At 66.2% G+C, this 26,505-nt stretch carries 23 protein-coding genes and 1 riboswitch; of the genes, 17 read left to right on the forward strand and 6 right to left on the reverse strand.

Translation table 11 applies throughout. The annotated features are described in order from the left end of the window. Positions 1-57 precede the first annotated feature (57 nt). The 6 genes from ABRP34_RS18510 to ABRP34_RS18535 all read left to right on the forward strand — a co-directional run bounded on the left by ABRP34_RS18510 (position 58) and on the right by ABRP34_RS18535 (position 7,578). Positions 58-1,386, forward strand: a complete 1,329-nt coding sequence (locus tag ABRP34_RS18510) for an MFS transporter (protein ID WP_353711276.1) — start codon at positions 58-60, stop codon at positions 1,384-1,386. Between the two features lie 518 nt (positions 1,387-1,904). Further along, entirely contained in the window at positions 1,905-3,290 is a 1,386-nt protein-coding gene (locus ABRP34_RS18515) for an FAD-dependent oxidoreductase (RefSeq protein WP_353711277.1), read from the forward strand. A gap of 75 nt (positions 3,291-3,365) precedes the next feature. Then, positions 3,366-4,259 carry a 4-hydroxy-tetrahydrodipicolinate synthase gene (gene dapA, locus ABRP34_RS18520; RefSeq protein WP_353711278.1) on the forward strand — a complete coding sequence of 298 codons (894 nt, stop codon included), beginning with the start codon at positions 3,366-3,368 and terminating at the stop codon, positions 4,257-4,259. 3 nt (positions 4,260-4,262) lie between these two features. Then, positions 4,263-5,744 carry an alanine/glycine:cation symporter family protein gene (locus tag ABRP34_RS18525; RefSeq protein ID WP_003798323.1) on the forward strand — a complete coding sequence of 494 codons (1,482 nt, stop codon included), beginning with the start codon at positions 4,263-4,265 and terminating at the stop codon, positions 5,742-5,744. A 38-nt stretch (positions 5,745-5,782) separates the two neighbouring features. Further along, positions 5,783-7,276: an aldehyde dehydrogenase family protein gene (locus ABRP34_RS18530; RefSeq protein WP_353711279.1), complete on the forward strand. Its 1,494-nt coding sequence runs from the start codon at positions 5,783-5,785 to the stop codon at positions 7,274-7,276. Between the two features lie 38 nt (positions 7,277-7,314). Then, positions 7,315-7,578, forward strand: coding sequence for a hypothetical protein (locus ABRP34_RS18535; protein ID WP_353711280.1), 264 nt, complete (start codon positions 7,315-7,317; stop codon positions 7,576-7,578). Between the two features lie 77 nt (positions 7,579-7,655). On the opposite strand, the gene ABRP34_RS18540 is transcribed toward ABRP34_RS18535, so the two are convergent. Beyond that, the gene (locus ABRP34_RS18540; RefSeq protein ID WP_353711281.1) at positions 7,656-8,003 is read right to left on the reverse strand and encodes a hypothetical protein; all 348 of its coding nucleotides are present in this window, start codon (positions 8,001-8,003) and stop codon (positions 7,656-7,658) included. Between the two features lie 192 nt (positions 8,004-8,195). Between ABRP34_RS18540 and ABRP34_RS18545 the strand changes: the two genes are divergently transcribed. The 3 genes from ABRP34_RS18545 (at position 8,196) to ABRP34_RS18555 (ending at position 9,752) form a co-directional block, all read left to right on the forward strand. Further along, positions 8,196-8,423, forward strand: a complete 228-nt coding sequence (locus tag ABRP34_RS18545; protein WP_353711282.1) for a hypothetical protein — start codon at positions 8,196-8,198, stop codon at positions 8,421-8,423. A 103-nt stretch (positions 8,424-8,526) separates the two neighbouring features. Next, on the forward strand, positions 8,527-8,829 hold the full coding sequence (locus tag ABRP34_RS18550; protein ID WP_003798333.1) for a DUF4193 domain-containing protein: 303 nt from the start codon (positions 8,527-8,529) through the stop codon (positions 8,827-8,829). A 374-nt stretch (positions 8,830-9,203) separates the two neighbouring features. Further along, complete coding sequence (locus ABRP34_RS18555) at positions 9,204-9,752, forward strand: hypothetical protein (RefSeq protein ID WP_003798335.1); 549 nt, start codon at positions 9,204-9,206, stop codon at positions 9,750-9,752. A gap of 143 nt (positions 9,753-9,895) precedes the next feature. On the opposite strand, the gene ABRP34_RS18560 is transcribed toward ABRP34_RS18555, so the two are convergent. The 3 genes from ABRP34_RS18560 to ABRP34_RS18570 are packed head-to-tail and all read right to left on the reverse strand — an operon-like array spanning position 9,896 to position 13,548. After that, positions 9,896-11,452, reverse strand: a complete 1,557-nt coding sequence (locus ABRP34_RS18560; RefSeq protein WP_353711283.1) for an APC family permease — start codon at positions 11,450-11,452, stop codon at positions 9,896-9,898. A 12-nt stretch (positions 11,453-11,464) separates the two neighbouring features. Continuing rightward, positions 11,465-12,490, reverse strand: coding sequence for an agmatine deiminase family protein (locus ABRP34_RS18565; protein WP_353711284.1), 1,026 nt, complete (start codon positions 12,488-12,490; stop codon positions 11,465-11,467). Next, complete coding sequence (locus ABRP34_RS18570) at positions 12,487-13,548, reverse strand: nitrilase-related carbon-nitrogen hydrolase (protein WP_353711285.1); 1,062 nt, start codon at positions 13,546-13,548, stop codon at positions 12,487-12,489. The genes ABRP34_RS18565 and ABRP34_RS18570 overlap by 4 nt, the downstream gene beginning before the upstream one ends. Before the next feature lie 215 nt (positions 13,549-13,763). Here ABRP34_RS18570 and ABRP34_RS18575 point away from each other — a divergent pair, with 215 nt between their 5' ends. Beyond that, a complete protein-coding gene (locus ABRP34_RS18575; RefSeq protein ID WP_003798344.1) occupies positions 13,764-14,243 on the forward strand; it encodes a DNA starvation/stationary phase protection protein in 480 nt (159 codons plus the stop codon). Between the two features lie 81 nt (positions 14,244-14,324). Here ABRP34_RS18575 and ABRP34_RS18580 read toward each other — a convergent pair whose 3' ends face one another. Continuing rightward, entirely contained in the window at positions 14,325-15,899 is a 1,575-nt protein-coding gene (locus ABRP34_RS18580) for an MFS transporter (RefSeq protein ID WP_353711286.1), read from the reverse strand. Positions 15,900-15,966: 67 nt separating this feature from the next. On the opposite strand from ABRP34_RS18580, the gene ABRP34_RS18585 reads away from it, so the two are divergent. From ABRP34_RS18585 to ABRP34_RS18610, 6 genes are all read left to right on the forward strand, one after another. Continuing rightward, positions 15,967-16,506 carry a TetR/AcrR family transcriptional regulator gene (locus tag ABRP34_RS18585; RefSeq protein WP_353711287.1) on the forward strand — a complete coding sequence of 180 codons (540 nt, stop codon included), beginning with the start codon at positions 15,967-15,969 and terminating at the stop codon, positions 16,504-16,506. Between the two features lie 127 nt (positions 16,507-16,633). Then, a riboswitch (glycine riboswitch) is annotated at positions 16,634-16,732 on the forward strand. Positions 16,733-16,933: 201 nt separating this feature from the next. Further along, positions 16,934-19,780, forward strand: coding sequence for an aminomethyl-transferring glycine dehydrogenase (gene gcvP, locus ABRP34_RS18590; protein ID WP_353711288.1), 2,847 nt, complete (start codon positions 16,934-16,936; stop codon positions 19,778-19,780). 152 nt (positions 19,781-19,932) lie between these two features. After that, positions 19,933-21,096, forward strand: coding sequence for a glycine cleavage system aminomethyltransferase GcvT (gene gcvT, locus ABRP34_RS18595; RefSeq protein ID WP_353711289.1), 1,164 nt, complete (start codon positions 19,933-19,935; stop codon positions 21,094-21,096). A 250-nt stretch (positions 21,097-21,346) separates the two neighbouring features. Next, the gene (gene gcvH / locus ABRP34_RS18600) at positions 21,347-21,730 is read left to right on the forward strand and encodes a glycine cleavage system protein GcvH (RefSeq protein ID WP_003797444.1); all 384 of its coding nucleotides are present in this window, start codon (positions 21,347-21,349) and stop codon (positions 21,728-21,730) included. Next, positions 21,727-23,076, forward strand: coding sequence for a serine hydroxymethyltransferase (glyA, locus tag ABRP34_RS18605; protein ID WP_353711290.1), 1,350 nt, complete (start codon positions 21,727-21,729; stop codon positions 23,074-23,076). The genes gcvH and glyA overlap by 4 nt, the downstream gene beginning before the upstream one ends. A 144-nt stretch (positions 23,077-23,220) precedes the next feature. Next, positions 23,221-24,633 carry an L-serine ammonia-lyase gene (locus tag ABRP34_RS18610; RefSeq protein ID WP_353711291.1) on the forward strand — a complete coding sequence of 471 codons (1,413 nt, stop codon included), beginning with the start codon at positions 23,221-23,223 and terminating at the stop codon, positions 24,631-24,633. 1 nt (position 24,634) lies between these two features. On the opposite strand, the gene ABRP34_RS18615 is transcribed toward ABRP34_RS18610, so the two are convergent. Next, entirely contained in the window at positions 24,635-25,207 is a 573-nt protein-coding gene (locus ABRP34_RS18615; RefSeq protein WP_353711292.1) for a TspO/MBR family protein, read from the reverse strand. A gap of 154 nt (positions 25,208-25,361) precedes the next feature. On the opposite strand from ABRP34_RS18615, the gene ABRP34_RS18620 reads away from it, so the two are divergent. After that, entirely contained in the window at positions 25,362-26,435 is a 1,074-nt protein-coding gene (locus ABRP34_RS18620; protein WP_353711293.1) for a peptidoglycan bridge formation glycyltransferase FemA/FemB family protein, read from the forward strand. Positions 26,436-26,505: the final 70 nt, after the last annotated feature.

A 26,505-nucleotide genomic window follows, 5' to 3' on the forward strand; every position in this document is an offset into this window, starting at 1 on the left:
GGGCCAGAGATCACCTCATATATCCCCAACCCGCCAGGAGTGACGACGATGTCATCCATGAAGAACCCAACCGCCCAACGGGGCCCGGCCTCGGCAGCCAGCAAACGGCGCTTCCTGATCAGAATGGTCACCGTGCTGATCGGCGGCATGGTCCTGGACGGCTATGTCCTCGGCATCATCGGACCGGTGTCGGGGCGGATGGCCGAGGACCTGCAGCTCGATGCGTTCTGGCAAGGTCTGATCGCCGCGGCTGCTCTGATCGGCATCCTGATCGGATCACCGCTCGGCGGCCTGGCCGCTGACAGGTGGGGCCGTAAGCCGATTTTCATGTTCGATATCGGTCTGTTCGCCATCGCGTCGGGAATGCAGTTTTTCGTTGACTCACCGGTGTGGCTCATCGTGGTGCGGTTGCTGATGGGCATCGCGATCGGCACCGAATACGCGGTCGGCTGGCCGCTGATGGCCGAGTTCTCACCCACCCACCTGCGGGGAAAGCTGATGGCCGCCATGGGCATCGCCTGGTACGGCGGCTTCATGATCGCGTTCCTGATCGGCCACCTGCTCAATGAATACACCGATCTGAGCTGGCACTTCATCCTGGGTACAAGCACGTTCATCGCCGTGGCTATTTTCCTCGCCCGGCTCGGCATGCCGGAATCCCCTCGGTGGCTCTGGAGCGTGGGCCGCAAGGATGAGGCGCGAGCCCTCGCCGCGAGGTACATGCCCGATGACGCGCTCGACGACGTCCAGCACGAGGACGTCCGCAAGGGCAGCTTCGGGATGCTGTTCTCCAGGGAGTACTGGCGGTCCACACTGTTCATCTCGGCGTTCTGGTTCTGCGCCGTGACGCCGTACTTCGCCATCGCCACCTTCGCCGACAGCGTGTTGGAACAGTACGGCCTCGCCGGTGGACTCGCCGGTGGAGTCGGGCTCTCCGCCGTTGCCCTGGCCGGGGTCGTCGTCACGTTCCTGCTGATCGAGAAGATTGGCCGCCGCACGCTGACCGTTCCGCCGCAGTGGCTGTGCGCCGTCGTCCTCGCGATCATCGGCCTGTGGGCCGGCGCGCCGGCGCTTGTTGTGCTCATCCTCTTCCTGGTCTTCTCGTTCTTCAATGCGGGTTACAACACGCTGACGAACGTTTACCCGGGAGAGGTCCTCCCGACCGAGATCCGGGGAATCGGAACCGGCTTCGCGGCCGCTGTCAGCCGCGTCGGCGCGGGCATCGGCATCTTCCTCCTGCCAATGTCGATGGAGTCCCTCGGGGCCGGCCCGACCATGCTGATCGCAGCCGGAGTCGCCCTCCTCGGTGCCGGGCTCTCGCAGTGGCTGGCTCCGGAGACGAAGGGCAAGACGCTCACGGAAGCGGCCGCAGGGTACGCGCACTAACGACGGCGCTGCCCGTACTTGACGGCTTCGCCTGTGGCCGTCCATCAATAGCTCAACGAAGTCGGCGCCGGACAGGCTCGCGAGGAGTTTTTGTCCAGTTGTCGCGGCTTCCGAGCGCTTTAGAGCCCAACAGCCGTACTAATGCTCGGGGGGGGAGTTGATGGAAGTACGACGTCGGCCGGTCACCTTGTGAGGTGACCGGCCGACGTCGTTTTGGCGAGGTCGGTCGACCTGCCGGAGGCCCGTGGACTCTGGTTCGCAGTAACACTCCCGTGCGACTCCATTAAAGCTATTGCATTAATCATACAATGATGTATCTTTAATTTGTGACTAGGGGCACACACCGCTCCCGGGACGCATATGCCAACTACGGCTACAACAACCGGCGAAACCCGCCTGTGCGCTGCCAAGGAAGAAGCGTTCAGGCTTTTGCCACCACATACCTTCCCCACCGGCGGATGTCTTCTGGACCGGCAGCCCCGGCACCCTGGATCCCCTGAGTAAGAAAGTTCAAAATCATGAAAGATGTAGTCATCGTCGGCGCTGGACTCGCTGGCCTGTCGGCAGCATGGCGGCTTCGGCACTGGGACACCGTTGTTCTGGAGTCGGAGAACCGCGTCGGCGGACGGATCCGCTCGGAGCGCCGGGGTGCCTATTGGTTGAACTGGGGCGGGCACGTCTTTGCCGGCGCAGGATCTTCCACTGATGCCCTGCTCAACGAGGTCGGCGTGACTGCCGTCAACATCCCGGGATCGCTCCAGGCGTTGTCAATGAACGGGAAGTTCATCCGCAAGGGGCACATCGCCACGTATCCGTTCCGGATCCCGATGTCCCTGTCGTCCCGCATCGACACGCTGCGGGCCGGCCTGAAGGTTGTCAGCGGCGTCGCCAAGTACACGGGCGTTGTCCGGAAGCGTGCGGGGGAGTCCGGCGCGATGCGGCAGCAGCGCATCTACGACTTCGAGAACGACAGCTCGTTCCAGGACTTCATCGGAAACCTGTCCGAGGACGCGGCCGCGCTGTTCAAGACCACTGTCACCCGCTCGGCCGGTGACATGAACGAGATCTCCGCCGGCGCCGGCATCGGATACTTCAGCCTGGTGCTGGGTATCGGCCAGGGCCTCAGCCAGGGCATCGTCGGCGGCCCGTCAACCCTGACCGAATCGGTCGCAGCCTCGCTCGGCGACCGCGTCCAGCTCGGCGCCACCGTGCAGGAGGTCGTTCACAAGAAGGAATCCGTCGTCGTCCGCTACAGCCAGGGCGGAGCCGACCACGAAGTTGAGGCCCGCACCGTTGTCCTCGCCACCACGGCTGACGTCACGCACAAGGTCGGCGTGGACCTGCCGGAGGAACTGCGCGGTGCGCTGGGCCAGATCAAGTACGGCCCGCACGTCAGCACGGCCTTCCTGACCAACGAGACCTCGGCGCGGCCGTGGGATGACATCTACGCCATCGCGGCCCCGAAACGGTCATTCGCGATCGCCCTGAACCAGGCGAGCATCGTCCGAGACACCGAATCCGTGCGCAAACCCGGCGGCAGCTTCATGACCTTCTCACCGGCCAGCCTCGGGAAGGCCCTGCTGGACAAGAGCGACGAGGAAGTCATCAAGACCCACCTCACCGACCTCGACCAGGTCCTCGGCCACGGGTTCGCCGACAGCGTGGTCGAGGCCAAGACCGACCGCTGGAAGGTAGCGTCCCCCTACTGCTTCCCCGGCCGGGCCAAGCTCCAGTCCACCCTCATGCGCGGGACCGACCGCGTATTCCTGGCCGGCGATTACCTCGGAACCCTCTACACCGAGAGCTCCATCACCACCGGCTTCTCGGCAGCGCAGGAGGCCGCCAGCCTGCTGGCCACGCACCGCCAGGCCCCGCCGCAGTCCGGCCTCTCGATCGTCGCCTAACAACGACCACCGCCCTAACCCAACCCACGTTTTCCATCCGGACTAAAACCCCCGTACTTAAGAAGAGGAACATTCATGTCCAACGAACTCCGCGGTGTCCTGACCGCACTGTCCACCCCGTTCAACCAGGACGAGACCCTCGACGTCGCGACCCTGCGGCGCATCGTTGACCGCTCCATCGACGCCGGTGTCGACGGCGTTGTGGCTGCCGGTTCAACGGGCGAAGTCGGTGCCCTGTCCTCCGAGGAGCGGCTGCTGCTCATCACCACGGTCATCGACCAGGCGAACGGCCGCGTCCCGGTCATCGCCAACACCGGCGCTACTTCGACGGCCGAGGCTATCCGGCTGTCGCAGGCGGCAGAGAAGGCCGGCGCTGACGTGCTCATGCTGATCACGCCGTACTACGAGCCGCTGTCCCTTGAGGAAACGGTCACCTACATCAAGGACGTCGCCCGGTCTGTCACCATCCCGGTCATGCTCTACAACATCCCGGCCGTCACCGGCGTCAACCTGGACCCGGCCACGGTCCGTGCACTGGCCGAAGAAGTGGACAACATCAAGTACATCAAGGACTCCAGCGCGAACTGGGAACAGGCGCTGCAGCTGATCCACCACCACTCTGACGTCATTGGCACCTTCATCGGCTGGGACGTCTACCTCTACAGCGCCCTTGCCGAGGGTGCAGCGGGCGTGATGGCCGGCACCGCCAACGTCGTCCCCAACGAAATCGTCGCCGTGAGCCGCCTGGTCGCCGAAGGCGACCTCACCGGCGCCCGTGCACTGTGGAACGACCTGTACCCGGTCATCGACGCCCTCCTCTCCGTGCCGTTCATCCCGGCCGTCAAGGCCGGCCTGTCCCTGCAGGGCCTTCCGGCCGGCGCCCCCCGTCGCCCGACGGCCGACCTCAACGCCGAAGACCTGGCCCGCGTTGAGCAGGCTCTCTCTGCCCTCAAGCAGACGGTGGGATAAGGCATGGGTGATTTCGAGGAGCTCCTGTCGGGTGTTTCCGACGCGATCTGGGCACCCATGGCCTATGTCGTGCTCGGGCTCGGCGTCGCCTACTCGGTTGCCACCAAGGGCGTGCAGTTCAGGAGAATCCCCGACATGCTGCGCCAGCTCCGGGAGGAAAGCGGCAGCGACGGGGGCCTGTCATCGTTCCAGGCCCTCGTCCTCGCCCTCGCCAGCCGGGTCGGCGTTGGCAGCATCGCCGGTGTGGCGACTGCTGTCAGCGCCGGCGGGCCGGGCGCCCTCGTCTGGATGGCCGTCACGGGGCTGGTCGGCTGCACCGTCGGCTACGCGGAGGCGACCCTGTCCCAGACATTCAAGCGCCAGGTCCAGGACGAGGACCGCCGCAACGCCAACGAGGACATCGGCGGCATGCCGTACTACATCAAGTACGGCCTGAAGCTGCCCAAGGTGGGTGCGCTCGTCGCGGTGCTGGGTGTCATCGGTTACGGGTTCGTCTTCCCGGGCCTGCAGGTCAACACCATCGCGGCCAGTGCCAAACTGGCTTTCGGCCTGGACAGCTGGATCCCCGCCGTGTTCGTAACTGTGCTGATAGCGCTGGTCATCTTTGGCGGCACCACCCGCCTGGTGAAGGTCACCCAGGCACTGGTCCCGGTGCTCGCCATCGGCTACCTGCTTCTGGCACTGGCCGTCATCGGCATCAATATCGGCAGCGTTCCGGCCGCCGTGGCCCTGATCTTCCAGTCCGCGGTGGGCATTCACCCCGTCCTTGGCGGCATCGCCGGTGCTGCTGTGGCCTGGGGCGTCCGCCGGGCAGTCTTCGCCTCCTCCAACGGTCTCGGTGAAGCAACGTTCGCCGCCGCGGCAGCGCGCACGTCACACCCGGGCAAGCAGGGCCTGGTCCAGACCTTCAGCATCTACATCGACGTGCTGCTGATCTGCATGGCCACCGGCCTGATGATGGTCGTGTCCGGCAAGTACAACGTCTCGGACGGTTCCGGCGGTTACCTCATCAACAACATGCCGGGCGTGCCGGTCGGCGCCAACTGGGTCCAGGAAGCCATCGACACGCTGGTCCCGGGCTGGGGGGCCGGGTTCATTGCAGTCGCCGTGCTGCTCTTCGGCTTCACCTGCCTGCTGGCCTACTTCTACGTCGCGAACTCCAACCTCCTCTACCTGCTGGACGGGAAGAGCGGGCATGGGTGGAAGACCGTACTGAAGGTCGGCACCATGGCCATCGTGTTCTTCGGATCCGTGGTGAACGCGCAGCTGGTCTGGGCGGCCGGCGACATCGGGCTTGGCCTGATCGCCTGGGTCAACCTCATCTGCCTGGTCTTCCTGTTCCCGCTGGTCCGGAAGATCTACCGCGACTACGAACGCCAGCGGAAGCTGGGCCTGAACCCCACCTTCGATCCCAAGGCACTGGGCATCGAAGGAGCCGAGTTCTGGGAACACGAGACCGAAAAGTCGCCCGCCGCCGTCAGGTAGGCACATCCCTTAGCTAAGACATGACTGAAGGAAAAACCATGACCACGACAGAATCAGCATTGTTCACCGTCCGCAGGACCGGAGACGCCCCGGTGCCGTCCCTTCCGCCTTTCGGCCAGTTCATCGGCGGGGCGTTCGTCGGCCCCGTGTCGGACTCCACCGCCGATGTGGTGAATCCGGCCACGGAGGAGACCATCATGCAGGTTCCCTCCGGATCGGTTGAGGACGCCGACGCGGCGGTCGCGGCCGCCGTCGCGGCGAAGGCGGGGTGGGCAGCGAAGACTCCCAAGGACAGGTCCGCCGTCCTGCTTCGCATCGCGGACATCATTGAGGACAACCGCGAACTGCTCGAAACCCTCGAAGCTGCCAACACCGGCAAGCCCGCTGCTGTGGCCGAGGACGACATCTCGAGTGCGATTGACACCTTCAGGTTCTCGGCCGGTGCTGCGCGTGCCTTCACCACGCTCGGTGCGGACGACTACGCAGAGAACCACACCTCGGTGGTCTTCCGCGAGCCCGTAGGCGTGGTCGGTGTGATCACGCCGTGGAACTACCCGCTGCTGATGGCCGCATGGAAGATTGCCCCGATCCTGGCCGCCGGCAACACCCTGGTGCTCAAGCCGTCGGAGCAGACCCCGCTGACCACCCTCAAGCTGGCCGAACTCATCGCCAACGACGTTCCCGCCGGTGTCCTGAACATCGTCACCGGCTCCGGCCGTGTGGTGGGCAACCGGATTTCCGAACACCCTGACGTCGACCTCGTCGCGATCACCGGAAGCGTCGGCAGCGGCCAGAAGGTCGCCGAAAGCGCAGCCGCCACCGTCAAGCGGGTGCACCTGGAACTGGGAGGCAAGGCACCCGTCGTCGTGTTCGAGGACGCCGACCTGGAAGCGGCCGCCAAGGGCGTACGCTCCGCCGGGTTCTGGAACGGCGGGCAGGAATGCGGTTCGGCGTGCCGCGTCCTGGTCCATGAGTCCGTCGCGGAGAAGTTCACGGAGCTGCTGGTACGGGAAGTGAGTGAGATTTCGGTCGGCGCTCCCGGTGCGGGTGACGACGTCGAGATGGGGTCCATGATCTCCAGGGCCCACTACGAACGTGTCCTGGCTGCACTGGAGGACATCCGGAAGGACGGCCTGACCATCGCCGTCGGCGGCAACGCGCTGGAGGGGCCGGGCTACTTCATCGAACCCACCGTGGTCACCGACGTGCCCGCCGGTGCCCCGGTCACCAGCACGGAGATCTTCGGCCCGGTGGTGTCGGTGGAGACCTTCAGCACCGACGAGGAGGCCATCACCCGGTCCAACGAAACCGTCTACGGGCTTGCCGCCTCGGTGTGGACCACGAACTCCGCCCGCTCGCTGTCCGTTCCCCGCCGGCTCGACTTCGGCACCGTCTGGGTCAATTCGCACCTGGTCATCGCCAACGAAATGCCCTGGGGCGGCTTCAAGGGCTCCGGCTACGGCCGTGACCTCTCCATCTATGCCCTGGAGGACTTCTCCCGCACGAAGCACGTCATGTACAACCGCGGCTGAGACCAGTCTCGGGCGCAACCGGAAAGGGAAGATGCACTGTGAACAGCAGCCGTACGGCGAAGTGGTTATCACTCGCCCAGGGGGACGTTATTACTCTCAGCCGCCGGGGGCTGACTCTTTGGGGCGGTGTCATCGATGACCGCACTGAAGACGGTCACATCATCTGGGTGACCGACGAGGTCGGCACCCGCCGGCTGGTCCATTCCCAGGACGAATATGACTTCGCCGTCACTGGCAACGTCTATTTCCAGCGGGATTCCCGGGTCATTGATCCGCGTGCCGGTGAAGCCCTGACCTGCTGAGTCTCGGGGCCGCACACCCCTCCGTCCCGGCGCCTCGCCGGGACGGAGGGGTTTCCTGCGTGTGGGCTACGCTGCGGTCAGTCCGCGTCGATCTCTTCCAGGAGGTCCTTGGCAGCCTTGCGGATGTCGTCGTGGTCGTACTGTGCCGCCCGGCTCTCCAGCGAAATGATGGCGCAGCGGTGGACCTTCTTGAGGTCCCCGAATGGGAAGCTCACGCTGCCCTTGGTGCCTTCGGACTTCTCGCGGTCAATGCCGAGGTGCCACTTCGAGAACTCGTCGAAGCCGTGCTTATCGATGAAGGAATTCTCGTCGTCCGCTGAGGGAGCGTGTTCGCTCCAGTCATCACGGACGTCCCGCTCCACCTTCCCGTTCTTAACGAGACTGCGTGCATGCTCCAACGCCTTGCGGTTCAGTTTCGTAGCCATGGGGTGCCTCCGCCTGCTGGGTGGTCAGATCCGAGAACAGATCAAGGCTAAGACCGACGACGGCGCCCCGCCAGTCCCCGCGGTAGGGCCAGGTCCCGTTGGCCCCGGACCTGGCAGTAGGGCCAATGCGGTTTAACTGCCCGGAGACGCGGCCGAAACGTGTCCACAACACTGGCCGCATAGCTTTGCGCCATGACCATCACAAAGTCGCTTACCCGGATGCGCGCGGCGCTCGCGGACGCCCTGCTCTTGCCGCCGGTTCCTGCCACTGCCGAGCAGGCCAACGACGCCCTCCAGGAGGTCACACGATGGGCGTGGCTGCCTGCGCTCAGCGGGGTCGCCGTCGGGGGTGACCACGCGCTCAGGATGCACGGAAATACCGCCGGCCAGCCCACGAAACAGGCGGAAAAGACCACTTAGTGTCGCGTTGGCCACACTATTCTTGACGTTGCCGCTTTATGACCTAAACTGCTTCACTGAGGTGCCTGAATGGCGCTGTGCAGCAACGAAAGTGAACAACGCTATGGCTACCGATTACGACGCCCCACGCAAGACAGAAGAAGAGTCTCCCTCCGAATCGCTGGAGGCACTCCAGGCGTCCCGCGGCGGCGGTGCCCAGACCGCCGTTATCGACGTCGACGAGAACGACACCGCCGAGGGAATCGACCTTCCGGGCGCCGATCTTTCCAACGAGGAACTGACGGTCATCGTCGTCCCCGAGCAGTCCGACGAGTTCACCTGCGGCTCCTGCTTCCTGGTCCGCCACCGGTCCCAGGTAGCCAAGGAAAAGAACGGCTTGAAGTACTGCCACGACTGCGAAGGCTAAACAGCCACTCCGCGCATATTCCGCTTTGCAGCCAGGCAGCCTTCATAGCCAGGCAGCCGCCAAAGCAAAGCCACGCGAGGCGCCGGCTCCCCATGGGGAGGCCGGCGCCTCGCTTTTCATGCCCTCACAGATTCTTTGCGTCCGCACAGCCTTTTTGGGACCGCACAAGCGCCGTTATCTGCGGTAACGGAAGCGTGGAGAAAGGGCCACGAACGCCTCTCGAACCCCACAAAAGCACGCCCGGAATCACGGCCCCGTGACCCGTATTTTGCGACGTTAACGGTTGCGCCCCGAACCGGCCACATCCCTCGTACAGGGCCTTTGGCGCTCCTACTCTGGAGCTATCCAATCACTCATCCGAAAGGGGTGGCCAAATGAAAAGAATTCCCGCCTGGCTCACAGTCATATTTCTGGCTGTTGGGCTGGGCCTGCTGGCTCCGGGCTCCGCCTCGGCAGCCTCCTACTGCGGGCAGGTGTGGGGCTCGCTGGCGAAGGCAGACAAGACCATGAGTACCGCAGCCGTCACCAACGTCCGCACAGGGCAGCACTACTGCTTCGACCGCCTCGTGATCGACCTCAAGGGCAAAGCCAAAGGCTACAACGTCCGCTACGTTTCCGAAGTGGCCCAGGAAGGGTCCGGCCTGCCGGTCAAGCTCCGTGGCGCGGCCTTCCTGCAACTGACCATCAACTCGCCGGCCTATGACAATGCCACCGGCAAAGCGACCTTCATTCCGGCCAACCGGTCCGAGGTGACCAACGTTTCCGGGTACCACACGTTCCGGCAGGTGGCGTGGGCAGGAAGCTTCGAGGGCTACACGACACTCGGCCTGGGCGTCCGTGCCCGGCTGCCATTCAAGGTGTACACGCTGGATGGCCCCGGGTCCGGTTCCCGGCTCGTCGTCGACGTCGCCCACTACTGGTGAGTCGCCTGCGGTAGGGGAGCAGGAGGGCTGACGGGACTAGGGGTCCCGGAGACGCTGATTGGCTCCACGCCGATTTGCTCCAATGCAAGCGATGCCCCGCCTCCGGTCCGGGAGGCGGGGCATCGCCGCATTCGCAGGCGGTGTTATTCGGGCACCACCAGCGCAGGGGTGTCGCGGCGGATGGTGTCGCCCCGGAAATATCCGGGCCGCAGCCGCGCCATTACCAGCATGAAGACGATCCCCAGGGCCAGGATCCCGACGCCGAGCACGAAGACGAGCCCTACCCCGAAGACCTGCGATCCGCTGCCAAACTCAGGCGCCCAGCTGTCGATGGCGGTCTGCAGGAAGACCACCGTCAGGCCGATGCCGCCCAGCAGCGGACACAGCAGCCGCAGCACGAAGTTGCGGACACTGCTGAAAACGCTCCCGCGGAAGTACCAGGCGCAGGCAAACGCCGTCAGCCCGTAGTAGAAGCAGATCATCAGGCCGAGGGCCAGGATGGTGTCGTTGAGGACGTTCTCGCTCACCACGTGCATCACGGCGTAGAACCCGGCCGACAGCACGCCTGCGGCGACGGTGGCGAAGCCCGGCGTCGAAAATTTCCTGCTCATGTGGCTGAACTGCCGGGGCAGGGCGCCGTAGTGGGCCATCGCGAGCAGGCTGCGCGATGGCGACGTGAACGTCGACTGCAGCGACGCCGCCGAACTCGACAGGACCGCCAGGGACATCAGGATGGCGAACGGGCCCATGACGGGGGAGGCCAGCGCGGTGAAGACGTTCGCGTGGTTCTCCTCGTTGTTGAGGCCGATCCCCGTGTTACCGACGCCGGCGAACATCATGGTGGCGATGGTCACCAGCAGGTAGATGCCCAGGACGACGGCGGCGGTCAGGGTTCCGGCCAGGCCGGCGGTCTTCTTCCCGTTGGCCGTTTCCTCGTTGACGGTAAGGCACACGTCCCAGCCCCAGTAGACGAAGATGGACAGCGAGATGCCTGCGGCAACCTGGCCGAATGTCTCGATCTTTGTCACGTCGAACCAGTCCCAGCTGAAGGGGATGGCGGTGCTGGACGTGGACCAGTTGGCGAAGGCCATGGCCACGAAGAGGCCCAAAACCACCAGCTGGAAACCCACCAGGCCGTACTGGACAACCTTGGTGGTGTGCAGGCCGCGATAGCTGACCCACACGGCCAGCGCCACGAAGACGAAACACGTCAGCACGTTCAGCGGCTTGTTGGCGGCGAGGTCCGCCAGTTCCGGCGACCCGGTCAGCTGCGCCAGGAAGAGGTAGAAGAAGTCCACCGCCACCCCGGCGAGGTTGGACAGCACGATGATGTTGGCGGCCAGCAGGCCCCAGCCGCCCATCCAGCCAACCCACGGCCCGAACGCCTTGGTCACCCACGTGAACGTGGTGCCGCTGTCCGGAGAGTCAGCGTTCAGCTCCCGGTAGGCGAGCGACACGAGGATCATGGGGATAAAGCCGATGAGGAAGATCACCGGCAGCTGGAGCCCCGCCTCGTTTACCGTGGGACCCAGCGCGCTGGTCAGCGTGTAGGCCGGCGCGATGGTCGAGATACCCAGGACGACGACGGCCAGGAGGCCCAGCTGCCCGCCCTTGAGGCCCTTCCCGGTGATGCCGTGCGTTGCTTCGCCAGCCGGGGGAGTGCTCTTCCCTCCGGGCTGGATGCTCGTGGTTTGGCTCATGACTTGCCCTTTCTAGACTGCAGCGGGCTGCTGCTGGGTGATGCAGTGGATGCCCCCGCCGCGGGCGAAGAGTTCGCGGGCATCGATGCCCACCACCTTGCGCCCGGGATACGCATCCGCGAGGATGCGGAGCGCCTTCTCGTCATTGGGGTCGGCGAACGTGCAGGCGATGACGCCGCCGTTGACCACCACATGGTTGATGTAGCTGTAGTCCACGAAGCCCTCCGGATCCGTCAGTGCAACGGGCGCCGGGACTTCGACGATGGACCATTCCCGGCCCGCAGCATCCGTAGTGGAGGACAGGAAACTGATGATTTCGCGGCTGACCTCATAGTCCGGGTGGGCGGGGTTCTGCTGGGAATGGACCAGCAGGGTGCCCGGGGACGGGATGGCGGCAACGATATCCACGTGCCCGCGCGTCCCGAACCGCTGTGAGTCGCGGGTAAGGCCGCGGGGCAGCCAGATCACCTTCGTGGCGCCAATGGTCCTGGCCAGTTCGGCCTCGACGTCGGCCTTGCTGAGACCGGGGTTGCGGCCCGGATCCAGCTGCACCGTTTCGGTGACCAGCACCGTGCCCTCGCCGTCCACCTGGATTCCGCCGCCCTCGTTGACCAGTTCGGACACGAGGTGCCGGGCGCTGGACCGTCCGGCCACCTCGGCGGCGACCAGCGCGTCCTTGTCCCAGCTGGCCCAGTCCTGGGCACCCCAGCCGTTGAAGACCCAGTCGACGGCGCCCAGGGCGCCTTTTCCGTCCAGGACAAACGTTGGGCCGATGTCGCGCATCCAGGCGTCGTTGAGTTCCGCTGTCAGCACCTCGACGGCGGGGGACAGATAGCGTGCGGCTGTCCCGACGTCGGACGGGTCCACCACCATGGTGACCGGTTCAAACTCGACGGCGGCGTTCGCGACGGCGGCCCAGACGGAACGGGCGGCGTGCGCCGCCTCAGCGGTGTCGCCGAGGGTGTAGCCGCCGGTGGGAAAGGCCATCCAGAGCCGCTCCTGGCGCGCCGTCTCGGCCGGCATCCGCCACGCGCTCACGCGTTTACCCCGGCGGTTGCGGAGCCGCTGGTTGAGCTTGCCGAAAGCAGGTCCGGCGTGCCGAACGGCTCCTCGGGACGGACCGGTTCTGTGAGCCGTGCGTAGGTGTCGGGGCGGCGGGTGGTCAGGAACGGGAACAGCGTCAGCCAGTCCCTGCGCTGGTCCAGGTCGAGGTCGGCCACGAGGACTGCCGACTCGTCGCGGGGCGCCTGGACCAGGATGCGGCCGTAGGGGTCCGAAATGAAGGAAGAGCCGTAGAAGTTCAGACTGCCCTCCCGGCCCCAGCGGTTCGGGACCACCATGAACAGGCCGTTGGCGATGCCGTTGCCCACGATGACCTGCTGCCAGAGCGGCTGGGTGTCAAAGTCCGGGAACAGCGGCTCGGAACCGATCGCCGTCGGGTACACCAGCAGTTCGGCGCCCCCGAGGGAGTACATGCGGGCCAGCTCGGGGAACCATTCGTCCCAGCAGGTGGGCATCCCCAGCCGGGCGCCGCCGAGTTCAGCCGGGGCATGGACCTGGTAGGCGTCCCCCGCTGCGGGACCCTGGCGGAAGAACTTGTCCTCGTAGTATCCGGCGGTCACCGGGATGTGCAGCTTGTGGGTGGCGGCCAGTAGCTCGCCGGCCGGGGACACGAGGATGGAGGTGTTCAGGCCCAGGCCGTCGTCCGAGCCGTCCGGGTTGCAGGCGCGCTGGTAGAGCGAGGCATGGACGGTGATGCCGTTCCGGCGGGCGGCCTCGGCGGCAAAGCGGAACGTGGGGCCGGTCAGCAGGTCCTCGGCGGTGTCGGAGGGGCGCAGCCGGTCCTGGCCCTGCCGTGCAAGGTCATTCTCCGGAACCTGGTCTGCGGGGTAGCGGGAGAGGGTGAGCTCGGGCAGGAACACCACGGTGGCGCCCAGCCGGGCCGCCCGGTCGATGCCGTCGTTGAGTTCCGCACGGAGTGCGGCGGCGCTGCTGTGCCAGCGGTGCTGCACAACGCCCACCCTCAAGGCGGGGCGGCCGGACGGCGCTGTCCGGGCAAGGGAGGCAGGCGCGTTGAGGCAGGTTACTTCGATCATGATGATGATTACTCCAGTGAGACGACCGTCACTAAATGAATGACGTTCATTTAGTATGCACGTACAACGCGGGTGTGGCAAGGGCTATTTGAATGCTGATCATTTACGACCCGCAAAGTAGTAAGTAAGCTGATCGTGAAATTGGCGCATCGGCGCTCCCGGTCCCCGGGCCGCTGATGTAGCGTCGAAACCACTGGACCAATCGAGGAGGATTCATGAAGGCTTCACCGACACTGACCAACAACATGCAGGCCGTCCTGACGGACCTGATCGAACTGCACATCCAGGGCAAGCAGGCGCACTGGAACATCGTTGGAACCAACTTCAGGGATCTGCACCTTCAGCTCGACGAGATCGTCGACGCCGCCCGGGCCTTTGCCGACGACATCGCGGAGCGCATGCGTGCCCTGCACGCCCTGCCGGACGGTCGCAGCACGACTGTTGCGAAGTCGACCCACCTTCCCCCGTTCCCCGACGGGCTCATCAACACCAAGGATGCGATCGACCGCATCGTGGCAGCGCTCGAAGCGGCCGTAGGCACCATGCGCAAGGTCCATGACGAGGTGGATGAGGAGGACCCCACCACTGCAGACCTGCTGCATACGTTCATCGAAAAGCTCGAGCAGTACGCGTGGATGGTTGGCGCCGAGAACATGAAGGCGTCGGCCAACGTCACGCACCCTGACAGCAAGTAGCCGGCCGGCGGGACAAGCCAGGAGCCGATCGCAGCGGGCAGCCCCGGAGTAATTCTCCGGGGCTGCCCGTTTCTGTGCCGGCTACTTCGCGGGCGGGATGCGGCGAAGTACGACGGCGGCGAGCACCGAGGCTCCTGCCATCAGTACCAGCGCGATCGCCGCGGTGATGTGGACGCCGGAATCGAAGGCGGCCCGGGCGGCCGCCGTGAGCCCCTCGGCCAGCGGAGCCGGCAGCGACCCGGCGAGCTCCATGGCACCGGCCAGGGTCTCCCTGGCCTGGTCCGCCGACTCTGCCGGGACTGCGTGGGCAACGGTCTCCGGGAGGGCGAGATGCTGCTGGTATGACGCGGTCAGGATGGACCCCAGGAGGGCTGTCCCGAGGAGTGAGCCCACTTCGTAGCCGGTCTCCGATATGGCCGCCGCTGCGCCGGATTTTTCGGCCGGCACGGCGCCCAGTATCAGATCGTTCGAGATGGTCTCGGCAGAACCCACGCCCAGCGCCAGGACGAGGAGGGCGACCAGCAGCGCGGTGGGCCCGGCGTCGTGATCCCCGAACGCCACGATGCAGTAGCCGGCGGCGCTCAGCGCCAGTCCGGCGGCCACCACAAAGCCCGGCCGGACCTTCCGGACCAGCGGAACCACGAGCAAACCCGCCACCACGGTGGCCGTCAGGGCCGGCAGCATGGCGGTGCCCGACTCTGACGGTGACATGCCTTCGAGCAGCTGCAGGTGCTGGGCCAGAAACAGGATGAAGCCGTTGTAGGAGAACAGCGCCAGGATGTTTGCCGTGATCGCTGTGCTGAACACGCGGTTGCTGAACAGTGACATATCCAGCAGTGGGGACATGTCCAGGAGCGGGGACGTGAGGGCGTGCTGGCGGCGGACAAACAGGAGTCCCATGGCCAGGCCAAACGCCAGAACCCCGAACGGCGTCACGCCGGGTCCATGGGTGGCCAGTTCCTTGATGCCGTAGACCACCGGCACCATGGCCAGCATTGACAGCACCACGCTGGCCAGGTCCACGCGGCCGGGATTCGGATCCTTGGATTCCGGAATGAGGAAGCGACCCAGCACCAGTGGCGGCAGCATGATGGGCACGGCCACGAGCAGGACGGCGCCCCACCAGAAGTGCTCCACCAGCCAGCCGCCAAAGATCGGTCCCAGCGCTGCGCCGCCGGAGAACCCCGCAGCCCAGATGGCCACGGCCAGCCTCCGCCTGCCCGGCTCCCGGAAGATGTTGCGGATCAGTGACAGCGTGGACGGCATGAGCATGGCGCCGAAGAATCCGAGGGCCGCGCGGCCGGCAATGAGCCATTCGGCACTCGGGGCGAAGGCCGACGCCGCGGAGACCGCAGCGAAGCCGGAAATGCCGACCAGCAGCAGCCGGCGGCGCCCGATCCTGTCGCCGAGGCTGCCCATGGCAACAAGGAGTCCGGCGAGGACCAGGGCGTAGGCATCCACCACCCACAAAAGCTGTACGCCCGAGGGGTCGAGGCTGCGGGCGATTGCGGGAAGGGCGAACGTCAGCGCAGTGTTGTCCACGGCCACCAGGAGGACCGGGAACATGAGCAGGGCCAGGGCGAACCAGTCGCGCGCGCCACCGCGGGCCTGCTCTGCGGACGTGTTCTCCGGGCGAAGGGTTGAGTGCAGGGTCATGAAATAACTATACCGTCCAGACGGTATAGTTATAAACCCGGGGTCGGAACCGGGCATGATGGGAGCCATGCCCAGAAAACCGGTCGCCCGCGGCGCAGTGCTCGATGCGTTTGAATCCCTCCTGATCGAGGTGGGGGAGCGCGCCGCCACCCTTGATGCCGTGGCAGCCCGCGCAGGCGTGTCCAAGGGCGGGCTCCTGTACCACTTTCCGAACAAGGAAGCGCTGATCGGCGTCCTGCTGGACCGCCTCGACGAGTACGCGGAAGCGGATGCCCTTGCCATGGCTGCGGCTGCGGAGGGTGCGGCCGCCTACTTCATCAAATCGTCCGTCTGGGCGGACACTCCGCTGGACCGTGCCATCGTGGCCGCGACGAGGCTTGCCGAGGTGGCGCACGAGGAGACGCGGCGCCGGTTTGCCCACATCCAGCAGAGGTGGCTTGATGAGATCGCCCGCGACGTCGGGCCAGGCTTGGCCAAGGCCGTCCTGTATATGGGCGACGGCCTCTATTTCAACGCCATGCTGTCCATCGGGCCGGCTGCGTCGCCCGCCGAGACGGCGGCCGACGTCGAAAGCCTCCTGGCCGCACTTGAGCGGCTCAGGGGGTAGGTGGGCTTCCCCGGGGTTGCCCGCCGTCGGGGGTGTGCCAGCCCACGCCGCCACAGTTTGCAGACGCGATCCCGGCGTAGGACAATAGCCTCTGTGACAGCTGTCACCGCTCAATTGAATAAGCCTTTGATCTGCGGCGGGAGAGTCCTGCAAGTAGGTACAAGCAGGCGCCGTAGGAGCAAAACCTCCCCAGGAATCTCTCAGGCCCATGTACCGCCGCGGCAAGGCAACTCTGGAAAGCAGCAGGCTGCCCGCTGGAAATGTTCCGCCTTCGCGCGGACAGTTCAGGGCACGCTGTGCTCACCGACGGTGCAAGCGGAGCTGTGCGAAAGCGCAGCATCGCGGAAACTCTCAGGTCCAATACAGAGCGGGGAGGAACCCGAATCAATGTGGCGTACCCTGCGTCGCCTTAGTTATGGAGTTCCTTTTGACCGTTAATTCAGCCTCCTCGTCCTTCGTCGACCGGCATATTGGCGCCCGCCGCCAGGCCGACGTCGAAGCCATGCTCAAGGCCGTCGGCTACGACACCGTCGACGCGCTGGTTGATACGGCAGTGCCCAACGACATCCGCCAGGATTCAGCGCTGCAGCTCGCGCCGGCCCTGAGCGAAGTGGAAGCACTCGCGGAACTCCGGAAGCTCGCGGCCAAGAACAAGACCGCCGTGCAGATGATCGGCCAGGGCTACTACGACACCGTGACGCCCCCGGTGATCCGCCGCAACGTCCTTGAGGCACCCGCCTGGTACACCGCGTACACCCCGTACCAGCCGGAGATCTCGCAGGGCCGGCTGGAAGCGCTGCTGAATTTCCAGACCATGGTCCAGGACCTGGTGGGCCTGCCCATCGCCAACGCCTCGCTGCTGGATGAAGCCACGGCCGTGGCCGAGGCCGTGCTGCTGATGCGCCGGGCCAACAAGAACAAGACCGCCCACGACGGCAAGACTGTCCTGGACGCGGACTGCCTGCCGCAGACGATTGCCATCGTCAAGGGCCGCGCCGAAGCCCTCGGTTTCGAGGTGGAGGTGGCGGACCTGTCCCAGGGGCTTCCCGACGGCGACATCAACGGCGTTGTCCTCCAGCAGCCTGGTGTCTCCGGCCGCGTCTTCGACCACAGTGAGGTCATCGCCGCCGCCAAGGAGCGCGGCGCGCTGGTCACGGTGGCCGCTGACCTGCTTGCCCTGACCCTGATCACGCCTCCTGGCGAGCAGGGCGCGGATATCGCCGTCGGCTCCGCCCAGCGCCTGGGCGTTCCGCTGTTCTTCGGCGGGCCGCACGCCGCCTACATGGCCGTGCAGAAGGGGCTGGAACGCTCCCTGCCCGGCCGCCTGGTGGGCGTCTCCAAGGACAACGCCGGCGTCCCCGCCTACCGCCTGGCGCTGCAGACCCGCGAGCAGCACATCCGCCGCGAGAAGGCCACGTCCAACATCTGCACGGCGCAGGCGCTGCTGGCCATCGTTGCCTCCATGTACGCCGTTTACCACGGACCGGAGGGCCTGAAGGCGATCGCCGAAACCGCCCACGGCCACGCCAGGACCCTGGCCGCATCACTCCAGGCCGCCGGCCTGGACGTCCTGCACACGAGCTTCTTCGACACCGTGACGGTTTCCGTCCCGGGCAAGGCCGCCGGCATCATCGCCGCCGCCGAGAAGAAGGGCATCAACCTCCGCAGCATCGATGCTGACACCGTTGGCATCTCCACTGATGAGACAACGACGCCGGCCATCGTGGCCGACCTCCTCGCCGCCTTCGGTGCCGGGGCAGTGGAGGCGACTGACGGCTTCGCCCTGGATGCCGCCGTCGAGCGTTCCTCCGCGTACCTGCAGCACCCGGTGTTCAACACGCACCGTTCCGAGACCCAGCTGCTGCGTTACATCCGCAAGCTCTCCGACCGCGACCTGGCGCTGGACCGCACCATGATCCCGCTGGGCTCCTGCACCATGAAGCTGAACGCCACCGCCGAGATGGAAGCCATCTCCTGGCCGGAGTTCGCCTCGATCCACCCGTTCGCCCCGGATTCCCAGACCGCAGGCTGGCGGGAACTGATTGATGGCCTGGAGGCGGACCTCGCCGAGATCACCGGCTACGACCAGGTCTCCATCCAGCCGAACGCCGGCTCGCAGGGTGAGCTCGCCGGGCTGCTGGCCATCCGCGGCTACCACCTGTCCCGCGGCGACGACCAGCGCAACGTCTGCCTGATCCCTGCCTCGGCGCACGGCACCAACGCCGCCTCGGCTGTGCTGGCCGGCATGAAAGTTGTCGTGGTGGCCACCGCCGCCGACGGCACGATCGACCACGCCGACCTGTACGCCAAGATCGAGCAGCACCGGGATGTTCTCTCGGCGATCATGATCACCTACCCGTCCACGCACGGGGTGTACGACGCCGACGTCCGTGAGGTCTGCGACGCCATCCATGCGGCCGGCGGCCAGGTCTACGTGGACGGGGCCAACCTGAACGCGCTCGTCGGGCTCGCGCAGCCGGGCAAGTTCGGCGGCGACGTCTCGCACCTGAACCTGCACAAGACCTTCTGCATCCCGCACGGCGGCGGCGGACCCGGCGTCGGCCCGGTCGCGGCCAAGGCGCACCTGGCCCCGTTCATGCCGGGCGATGCTGCCACCTGGACCGAAGGCAACGACGTTCCGATCTCCGCCTCGCGCTTCGGCTCCGCTGGCGTGCTGCCCATTTCCTGGGCCTACGTGAAGCTGATGGGCGGGGCCGGCCTGACCGAGGCCACCAAGTCCGCGCTGCTCGCCGCGAATTACGTTGCCGCCAGCCTCAACGACTTCTTCCCCGTGCTCTACACGGGCGAAGGCGGTCTCGTGGCACACGAGTGCATCCTGGACCTCCGCGAACTCACGGCCAAGACCGGCGTCACCGCCGAGGACGTGGCCAAGCGCCTAATCGACTACGGCTTCCACGCCCCCACCCTGGCGTTCCCGGTGGCCGGCACCCTGATGGTCGAACCCACCGAGTCCGAGGACCTGGCCGAGATCGACCGGTTCATCAAGGCCATGATCGCCATTCGCGGCGAGATCGACCAGGTTGCCAACGGCGACTTCACCGTGGAAAACAGCCCGCTGCGCAATGCGCCGCACACCGCGGCCGCTGCGATCAGCTCGGACTGGGACCGCGCCTACCCGCGTGAGCAGGCCGTCTTCCCCGTTCACACGCTCAAGCAGGACAAGTACTTCCCGCCGGTGGGCCGCATCGACGGCGCAGCCGGCGACCGCAACCTGGTCTGCTCCTGCCCGCCGATTGAAGCCTTCGAGAACTAGATTCGTCCGGTGATTGAGCCTGTCGGCGCCCCGGTGGTGGAGCTTGGGCCCACGACCGCCGGGTTCCCTAACCGAGCTTGCGAGGTTAGGGAACGGTTGGGGAGCGAAACCCCGGGCCGCCCAGGCTCAATCCGCACACAAAGGATTCCTCAATGACTGAGAACTACACTGCCCTTTACGAGGAGCACAAGAAGCTGGGCGCCTCGTTCACCGACTTCGGCGGCTGGCAGATGCCGCTGAAGTACGGCTCCGAACTGGCCGAGCACCACGCCGTCCGCAACTCGGCCGGCATCTTCGACCTCTCCCACATGGGCGAAGTCTGGGTCACCGGCCCGGACGCCGCCGCGTTCCTGGACTACGCCCTGGCCGGCAAGATCTCCGCGATGGCCGTCGGCAAGGCCAAGTACTCCCTGATCTGCAACGAGGCCGGCGGCATCATCGACGACCTCATCGTGTACCGCAGGCCGGCAGACGACGAGGGCCACCACCGGTTCCTGGTTGTGCCCAACGCAGGCAACGCCAAAGTCGTGGCCGAGGCACTGGCCCAGCGGGCTGGTTCTGCCCGGGAGGGCGGGTTCGAGGTTGCCGTCGACGACGTTTCCGACGCCACATCACTGATCGCCGTGCAGGGTCCCAAGGCCGAGGAGATCCTCCTGCGCCTCGTCCCGGCAGCCCAGCACGAGCTGGTGACCGGACTCAAGTACTACGCCGCCGTCGAAGTGTCCTTCCTTGTGGGCGGCGCCAGCCGGAACCTGCTCCTGGCCCGCACGGGGTACACCGGCGAGGACGGCTTCGAGATTTTCGTGGAGAACGACGCCGCCGCCGCCCTCTGGCAGTCGATCGTCGCCGTTGCGGACGAGGGGGAGCTGACGCCGTCCGGGCTAGCGTCCCGCGACTCGCTCCGCCTTGAGGCCGGCATGCCGCTGTACGGCAACGAACTCTCCCTCGAGGGCGACCCGTTCGCCGCCGGCCTGGGCCCCGTCGTCGCGCTGTCCAAGGAAGGCGATTTCGTGGGCAAGGCCGCGCTGGCAGCCAAGAAGGAAGCCGGCGCCGGTTCCACCTCGGGCCGCAAGCTCGTGGGCCTCAAGGGCCGGGGCCGGCGCGCCGGCCGCGGGCACTACCCGGTGCTCAAGGACGGCAACGTCGTTGGCGAAGTGACGTCCGGCCAGCCCAGCCCGACCCTCGGCTACCCGGTTGCCATGGCCTACGTCGACGTCGCCTACGCCGAACCCGGCACGGCACTGGACATCGACCTGCGCGGCAAGGCGGAGCCGTTCGAAGTCGTCGCACTGCCTTTCTACAAGCGCTCCAAGTAGCCCAACCGCTGGTTTCGACGCTGGCCGGCCAACGTCGGCCCGTCGGGCTGACATCCTCCGCGTGCTCGGTCGCGTAGACGCCCGCTAAGCGCTGGTTGAGCCTGTCGAAACCAGGCCGGGGCCTTGCCCTTGCAGGCTCGATCATTGGGGGTCGAGCTTGTAGAACCCTTGAGGCCCAGGAATCGACGCGGAGGAATTCGGTCATCCGCCTCCTAAACCGTCCACAGTAGTAACGAGATTAAGGAACACAATGGCAAAAGTTGCCGCTGAACTGCAGTACTCCGACGAACACGAGTGGGTCTCCCGCGAGGACGGGAACGTTGTGTCCATTGGTATTTCCGCCGTGGCCACCGACGCCCTCGGCGACATTGTCTACGTGGACCTGCCCGAGGTCGGTTCGGCTGTGACCGCCGGGGAGACCTGCGGTGAGGTGGAGTCCACCAAGTCGGTCTCGGACCTTTACTCCCCGGTGACGGGTGAGGTTACGGAGATCAACCCGGTGGTCATCGAGGACCCCGCCCTGATCAACAATGATCCGTACGGCGCCGGCTGGCTGTTCAAGGTGGCAGCTGATTCCGAGGGCCCGCTGCTGTCAGCCGAGGAATACGCTGCCAAGAACGGCGGCGAGCTGTGAGCGCGGCAGGTGCCGCAGGCACCGAGACAGTAGCTTTCGAGCAGGTCGTATCCCCGAGCCTGAATGCGGACCTCGCGGAGCTGGACCCGGAGATCGCGGCGAAGATCGACGACGAGCTCGGCCGCCAGCGTTCGGGCCTGGAGATGATCGCGTCGGAGAACCACACCGCCGCGGCCGTGATGCAGGCACAGGGGTCGGTGCTGACCAACAAGTACGCCGAGGGCTACCCGGGCAAACGCTACTACGGCGGCTGCGAACACGTGGACGTGATCGAACAGCTCGCGATCGACCGGGTCAAGGCCCTGTTCGGCGCCGAGTACGCGAACGTGCAGCCGCACTCCGGCGCCCAGGCCAACGCGTCGGTGATGCACGCCCTGATCAAGCCGGGCGACACCATCATGGGCCTGAACCTGGCCCACGGCGGGCACCTGACCCACGGCATGCGGATCAACTTTTCCGGCCGCCTGTACAACGTGATCCCGTACCAGGTCCGCGAAGAGGACCACCGGATCGACATGGCCGAGGTGGAGCGCCTGGCCCAGGAGCACAAGCCGCAGCTGATCGTCGCCGGCTGGTCCGCCTACGCCCGGCAGCTGGACTTCGCCGAGTTCCGCCGGATCGCCGACTCCGTCGGTGCCTACCTCATGGTGGACATGGCGCACTTCGCCGGTCTCGTTGCCGCCGGGCTGCACCCGTCACCGGTCCCGCACGCGCACGTCACGACGTCCACGACGCACAAGACCCTCGCCGGTCCGCGCGGCGGCATCATCCTGACCAACGACGCCGACGTCGCCAAGAAAATCAATTCGGCAGTATTTCCCGGCCAGCAGGGCGGTCCGCTGGAGCACGTGATCGCGGGCAAGGCCGTGGCCTTCAAGATCGCCGCATCCCCCGAGTTCAAGGAACGCCAGGAACGCGTCCTCGCAGGTGCCCGGATCCTGGCCGACCGCCTGGTCCAGCCGGACGTCACCGCCAAGGGGATCAGCGTGATCTCCGGCGGAACCGACGTGCACCTGGTGCTCGTGGACCTGCGCAACTGCGAACTCGACGGCCAGCAGGCCGAGGACCGCCTCGCGGAAATCGACATCACCGTCAACCGCAACGCCGTGCCGTTCGATCCCCGCCCCCCGATGGTCACCTCAGGACTGCGCATCGGCACCCCCGCCCTGGCCACCCGAGGTTTCGGCGAAGCCACTTTCGCCGAGGTCGCGGACATCATCGCGGAGGCCCTGATTGCCGACGCCGACGCGGACCTCTCGGGCCTGCGTCACCGTGTCGAGGCACTCGCCGAAGCCCACCCGCTTTACCCGTCGGTACAAGACCTCGCCGCGGCAAAAACCGCGTAGCGTGGATTAAAAGAGCACGACGGCGGGCGGCTGCCACAAGCCGCCGACCGCGTCGAGTCTCCCGGCTGCAGGGCCGTCAACCGCGGCTCTGCAGCCTACCGGCAGGACCATCTGCTGGATCACAGCATCAGTTAGGAACCGACCATGGCCGTTGGCGTCTTCGACCTCTTCTCTATCGGAATAGGCCCATCCAGTTCCCACACGGTGGGTCCCATGCGGGCTGCGGCGGTGTTTGCCGAGGAGCTGAAGGCGTCCGGCAAGCTGGCGGAGGTGGCGTCGTTGCGGGTGGACCTGTACGGCTCGCTCGCGGCGACGGGGCACGGCCACGGAACCATGACGGCGATCCTGCTGGGGCTGGAGGGCTTCCATCCGGAGCTGATCCTGCCCGATGAGGTCGAGGAGCGGCTGGCGTCGATCGCGGAGACCGGGACCCTGCGGCTGGCCGGGTCCGTCGCCCTGCCCTACGGGGTTAAGGACATGGTCCTGCGGCCGCTGACCGTGCTGCCGCGGCACACCAACGGCATGACCTTCACGGTCTCGGACGCCGCCGGGAACGTGCTCCACGAGGCGACGTTCTTCTCCGTGGGCGGCGGGTTCATTGTCCGCGAGGGCGAGGAGGACGCGGCCCAGCAGGAGCTCGAGGAGTCCAAGAAGGAACTGCCGCTGCCGTTCCGGACCGCCGCCGAACTGCTGGAGCACTGCGGCGCCCAGGGCCTGTCCATCGGCGAGGTCATGCTGGTCAACGAGCGCGCCTCCCGGTCCGAGGAGGACATCCGGGACGGCCTGCTGCACATCTACTCGGTGATGGAGGGCTGCGTGGCGACCAGCCTCAAGCGTGAGGGGCTGCTGCCCGGCGGGCTGAAGGTCCGCCGTCGTGCCCCGGACTGGCACGAACGGCTCCTGAAGGAAAGCCGGGACCACGATCCCGACTACCGGGACCCGAAGTACTGGCAGGAGTGGGTGAACCTGATCGCCCTGGCGGTCAACGAAGAGAACGCCTCGGGCGGGCGGGTGGTGACTGCCCCCACGAACGGCGCCGCGGGCATCATCCCGGCCGTGCTCTACTACGCGCTGCACTTCGCGCCGGGCATGGATCAGGCGACCCGGGAGGACCGCGACGACGTGGTGGTGAAGTTCCTGCTCGCCGCCGGCGCCGTCGGGGTGCTGTACAAGGAGCAGGCGTCCATTTCCGGGGCGGAGGTGGGCTGCCAGGGCGAGGTGGGATCGGCGTCGTCGATGGCGGCCGCCGGCCTGGCCGAGGTCATGGGCGGCACACCCGCGCAGGTGGAAAACGCCGCGGAGATCGCGATGGAACACAACCTTGGCCTGACCTGCGACCCGATCGGCGGGCTGGTCCAGGTGCCCTGCATCGAACGCAACGCCATCGCCGCAGCCAAGGCGATCAACGCCGCGAAGATGGCGTTGTGGGGCGATGGCTCGCACCGGGTCTCGCTGGATGAGGTCATCGTGACCATGCGGGAGACCGGCAAGGACATGAGCTCCAAATACAAGGAAACCGCAATGGGCGGCCTGGCGGTCAACGTCGTCGAGTGCTGACCTAGTTGTTGGCGGCCGCCCAGAGGTTCAGGCTCGCCGCGAAGACGATCCACGACAGGTACGGCAGCATCAGCAGCCCGGCCGTGCGGCGGATCGGCCCGAACAGGAGCACGGTGGCGGCGACGGCCAGCGCCAGCGCAATGATGATGCCCAGTGCCAGCCAGAGCGCGGCCGAACCCCACACCGGGTACAGCCCGAAGAACACGGGCGTCCAGGCCAGGTTCAGGCCCAACTGCACGCCGTAGACGGTGAGCGCAGTCCGGCGGTTCGGGCTGCGGCTCCGCCAAACGAGCCACGCCGCCACCGCCATGGCCGTGTACAGCACCGTCCAGACCGGCCCGAACAGCCAGTTGGGCGGAGACCACGGCGCCTTGTCGGCGGTGGCGTACCAGCCGGTGACGTTGCTGATGGTCGCCTGCGAACCCAGCCAGGCCACCAGGGCGGACGCGGCCAGGAACCCCAGGAGTGCGGCCAGTTCGACGGCGGTGCGCCGCGGCTTAGGCTCCGCGCCGCCACCTCTGCTGCTGGTGCCTCCTCCGGCTCCCGCGGCCGGTACGCGCTCCCTGCTTTCCATTTCTCTACAGTTGCCAAGGGCGCAGCCAGAGTCAAGGAGGCTCGGACCAGGATCACGTGCCCGCGGCAAGCGGTCCGGGAGGCCTGGCGGATAGACTTGAGGCTGCTTCTCCGGCAACTGCACGAAACGTAAGCGAAGATTGGACACGGCACACTTGCGAGAATTCACTGCCCGCTTTGCCACCTCCGAAGAGGTTGCCAACTGGGACTCCCACGTCACCGCGAATCCGAACGGCGGAAACCTGCTGCAGTCGGAGGCCTTCGCCGAGGTCAAGCAGCACTTCGGCTGGAAGACCCTGCACCTTGTCTACGAAACGGCCGATTACACGAGCTACAACCTCGTGCTGGAAAAGAGCTTCCCGGTGCTGGGCAAGCTCTGGTACCTCATCAAGGGGCCGGACGTTGCCGGCGTCGAGGACATCCCGGGGATCGCCGCGGCCAACGCGGAGTTCGTCAAGCGCGCACGGCTGGGCGTCTTCGCCATCAAGATCGAGCCGGACATCATCCTTAGTGACGCCGCCCGAAGGGTGATCGAGGGGGCCGGGCTGGTCAAGACGCACAATCTGCAGCCCAACGACTCCACGGCACTGCTGGATATTTCCCCCGAGGAGAACCAGCTGCTCCGCAACCTCCACTCACGGGGACGGAACGCCGTCCGCCGCGCCATCCGTGAGGGCGTCGAGGTGCACAACGTGGATCCCAGCGAGGAAAACTTCAAGTCCATGTACGCCCTGATGACCGACACCGTCCAGGCGAAGTCGCAGGTCCGGGTCCGCGAATACGAGTACTACCGCCAGTTCTGGACGAACTTCATCAAGCGCGGCCAGGGCAGGCTCATGTTTGTGTACGAAAACGGGGTTCCCTCGGTGGGCGCGTTTGTCATCAACTACGGCCGCAAGGGCACGTATAAGGACGGCGGGTCGCTCCAGAAACGCGGCCAGTACGGTGATTCGCACCTGGTGCAGTGGACAGCGATCAACCAGCTCAAGGAGCTGGGCTGCACCGAATACGATTTCTGCGGAACGCCGCCCAGCGACAAACTCAAGGACACGTCGAATCCCTTCCACGGGCTGGGGCTGTTCAAGACCAGCTTCAGCAAGACGGTCACTGATTTTGTCGGCTGCTATGACCAGGTCATCAGCCCGTTGAAGTACAAGGCGTGGATTGTTGCAGGCGAACGCGTCGCCCGGCAGCTGTACACGCGCCGCACCGGGCAGCAGTTTTACTGAGGACCGTGATTCCCGGCACTGCGCCGGGGAGCCGGGACCTTTTACGACAGAAGCCTGAAAGACTGGATCC

The sequence above is a fragment of the Arthrobacter sp. K5 genome, assembly GCF_040448525.1.
In the GTDB taxonomy this organism is placed as follows: Bacteria; Actinomycetota; Actinomycetes; order Actinomycetales; family Micrococcaceae; genus Arthrobacter; species Arthrobacter globiformis.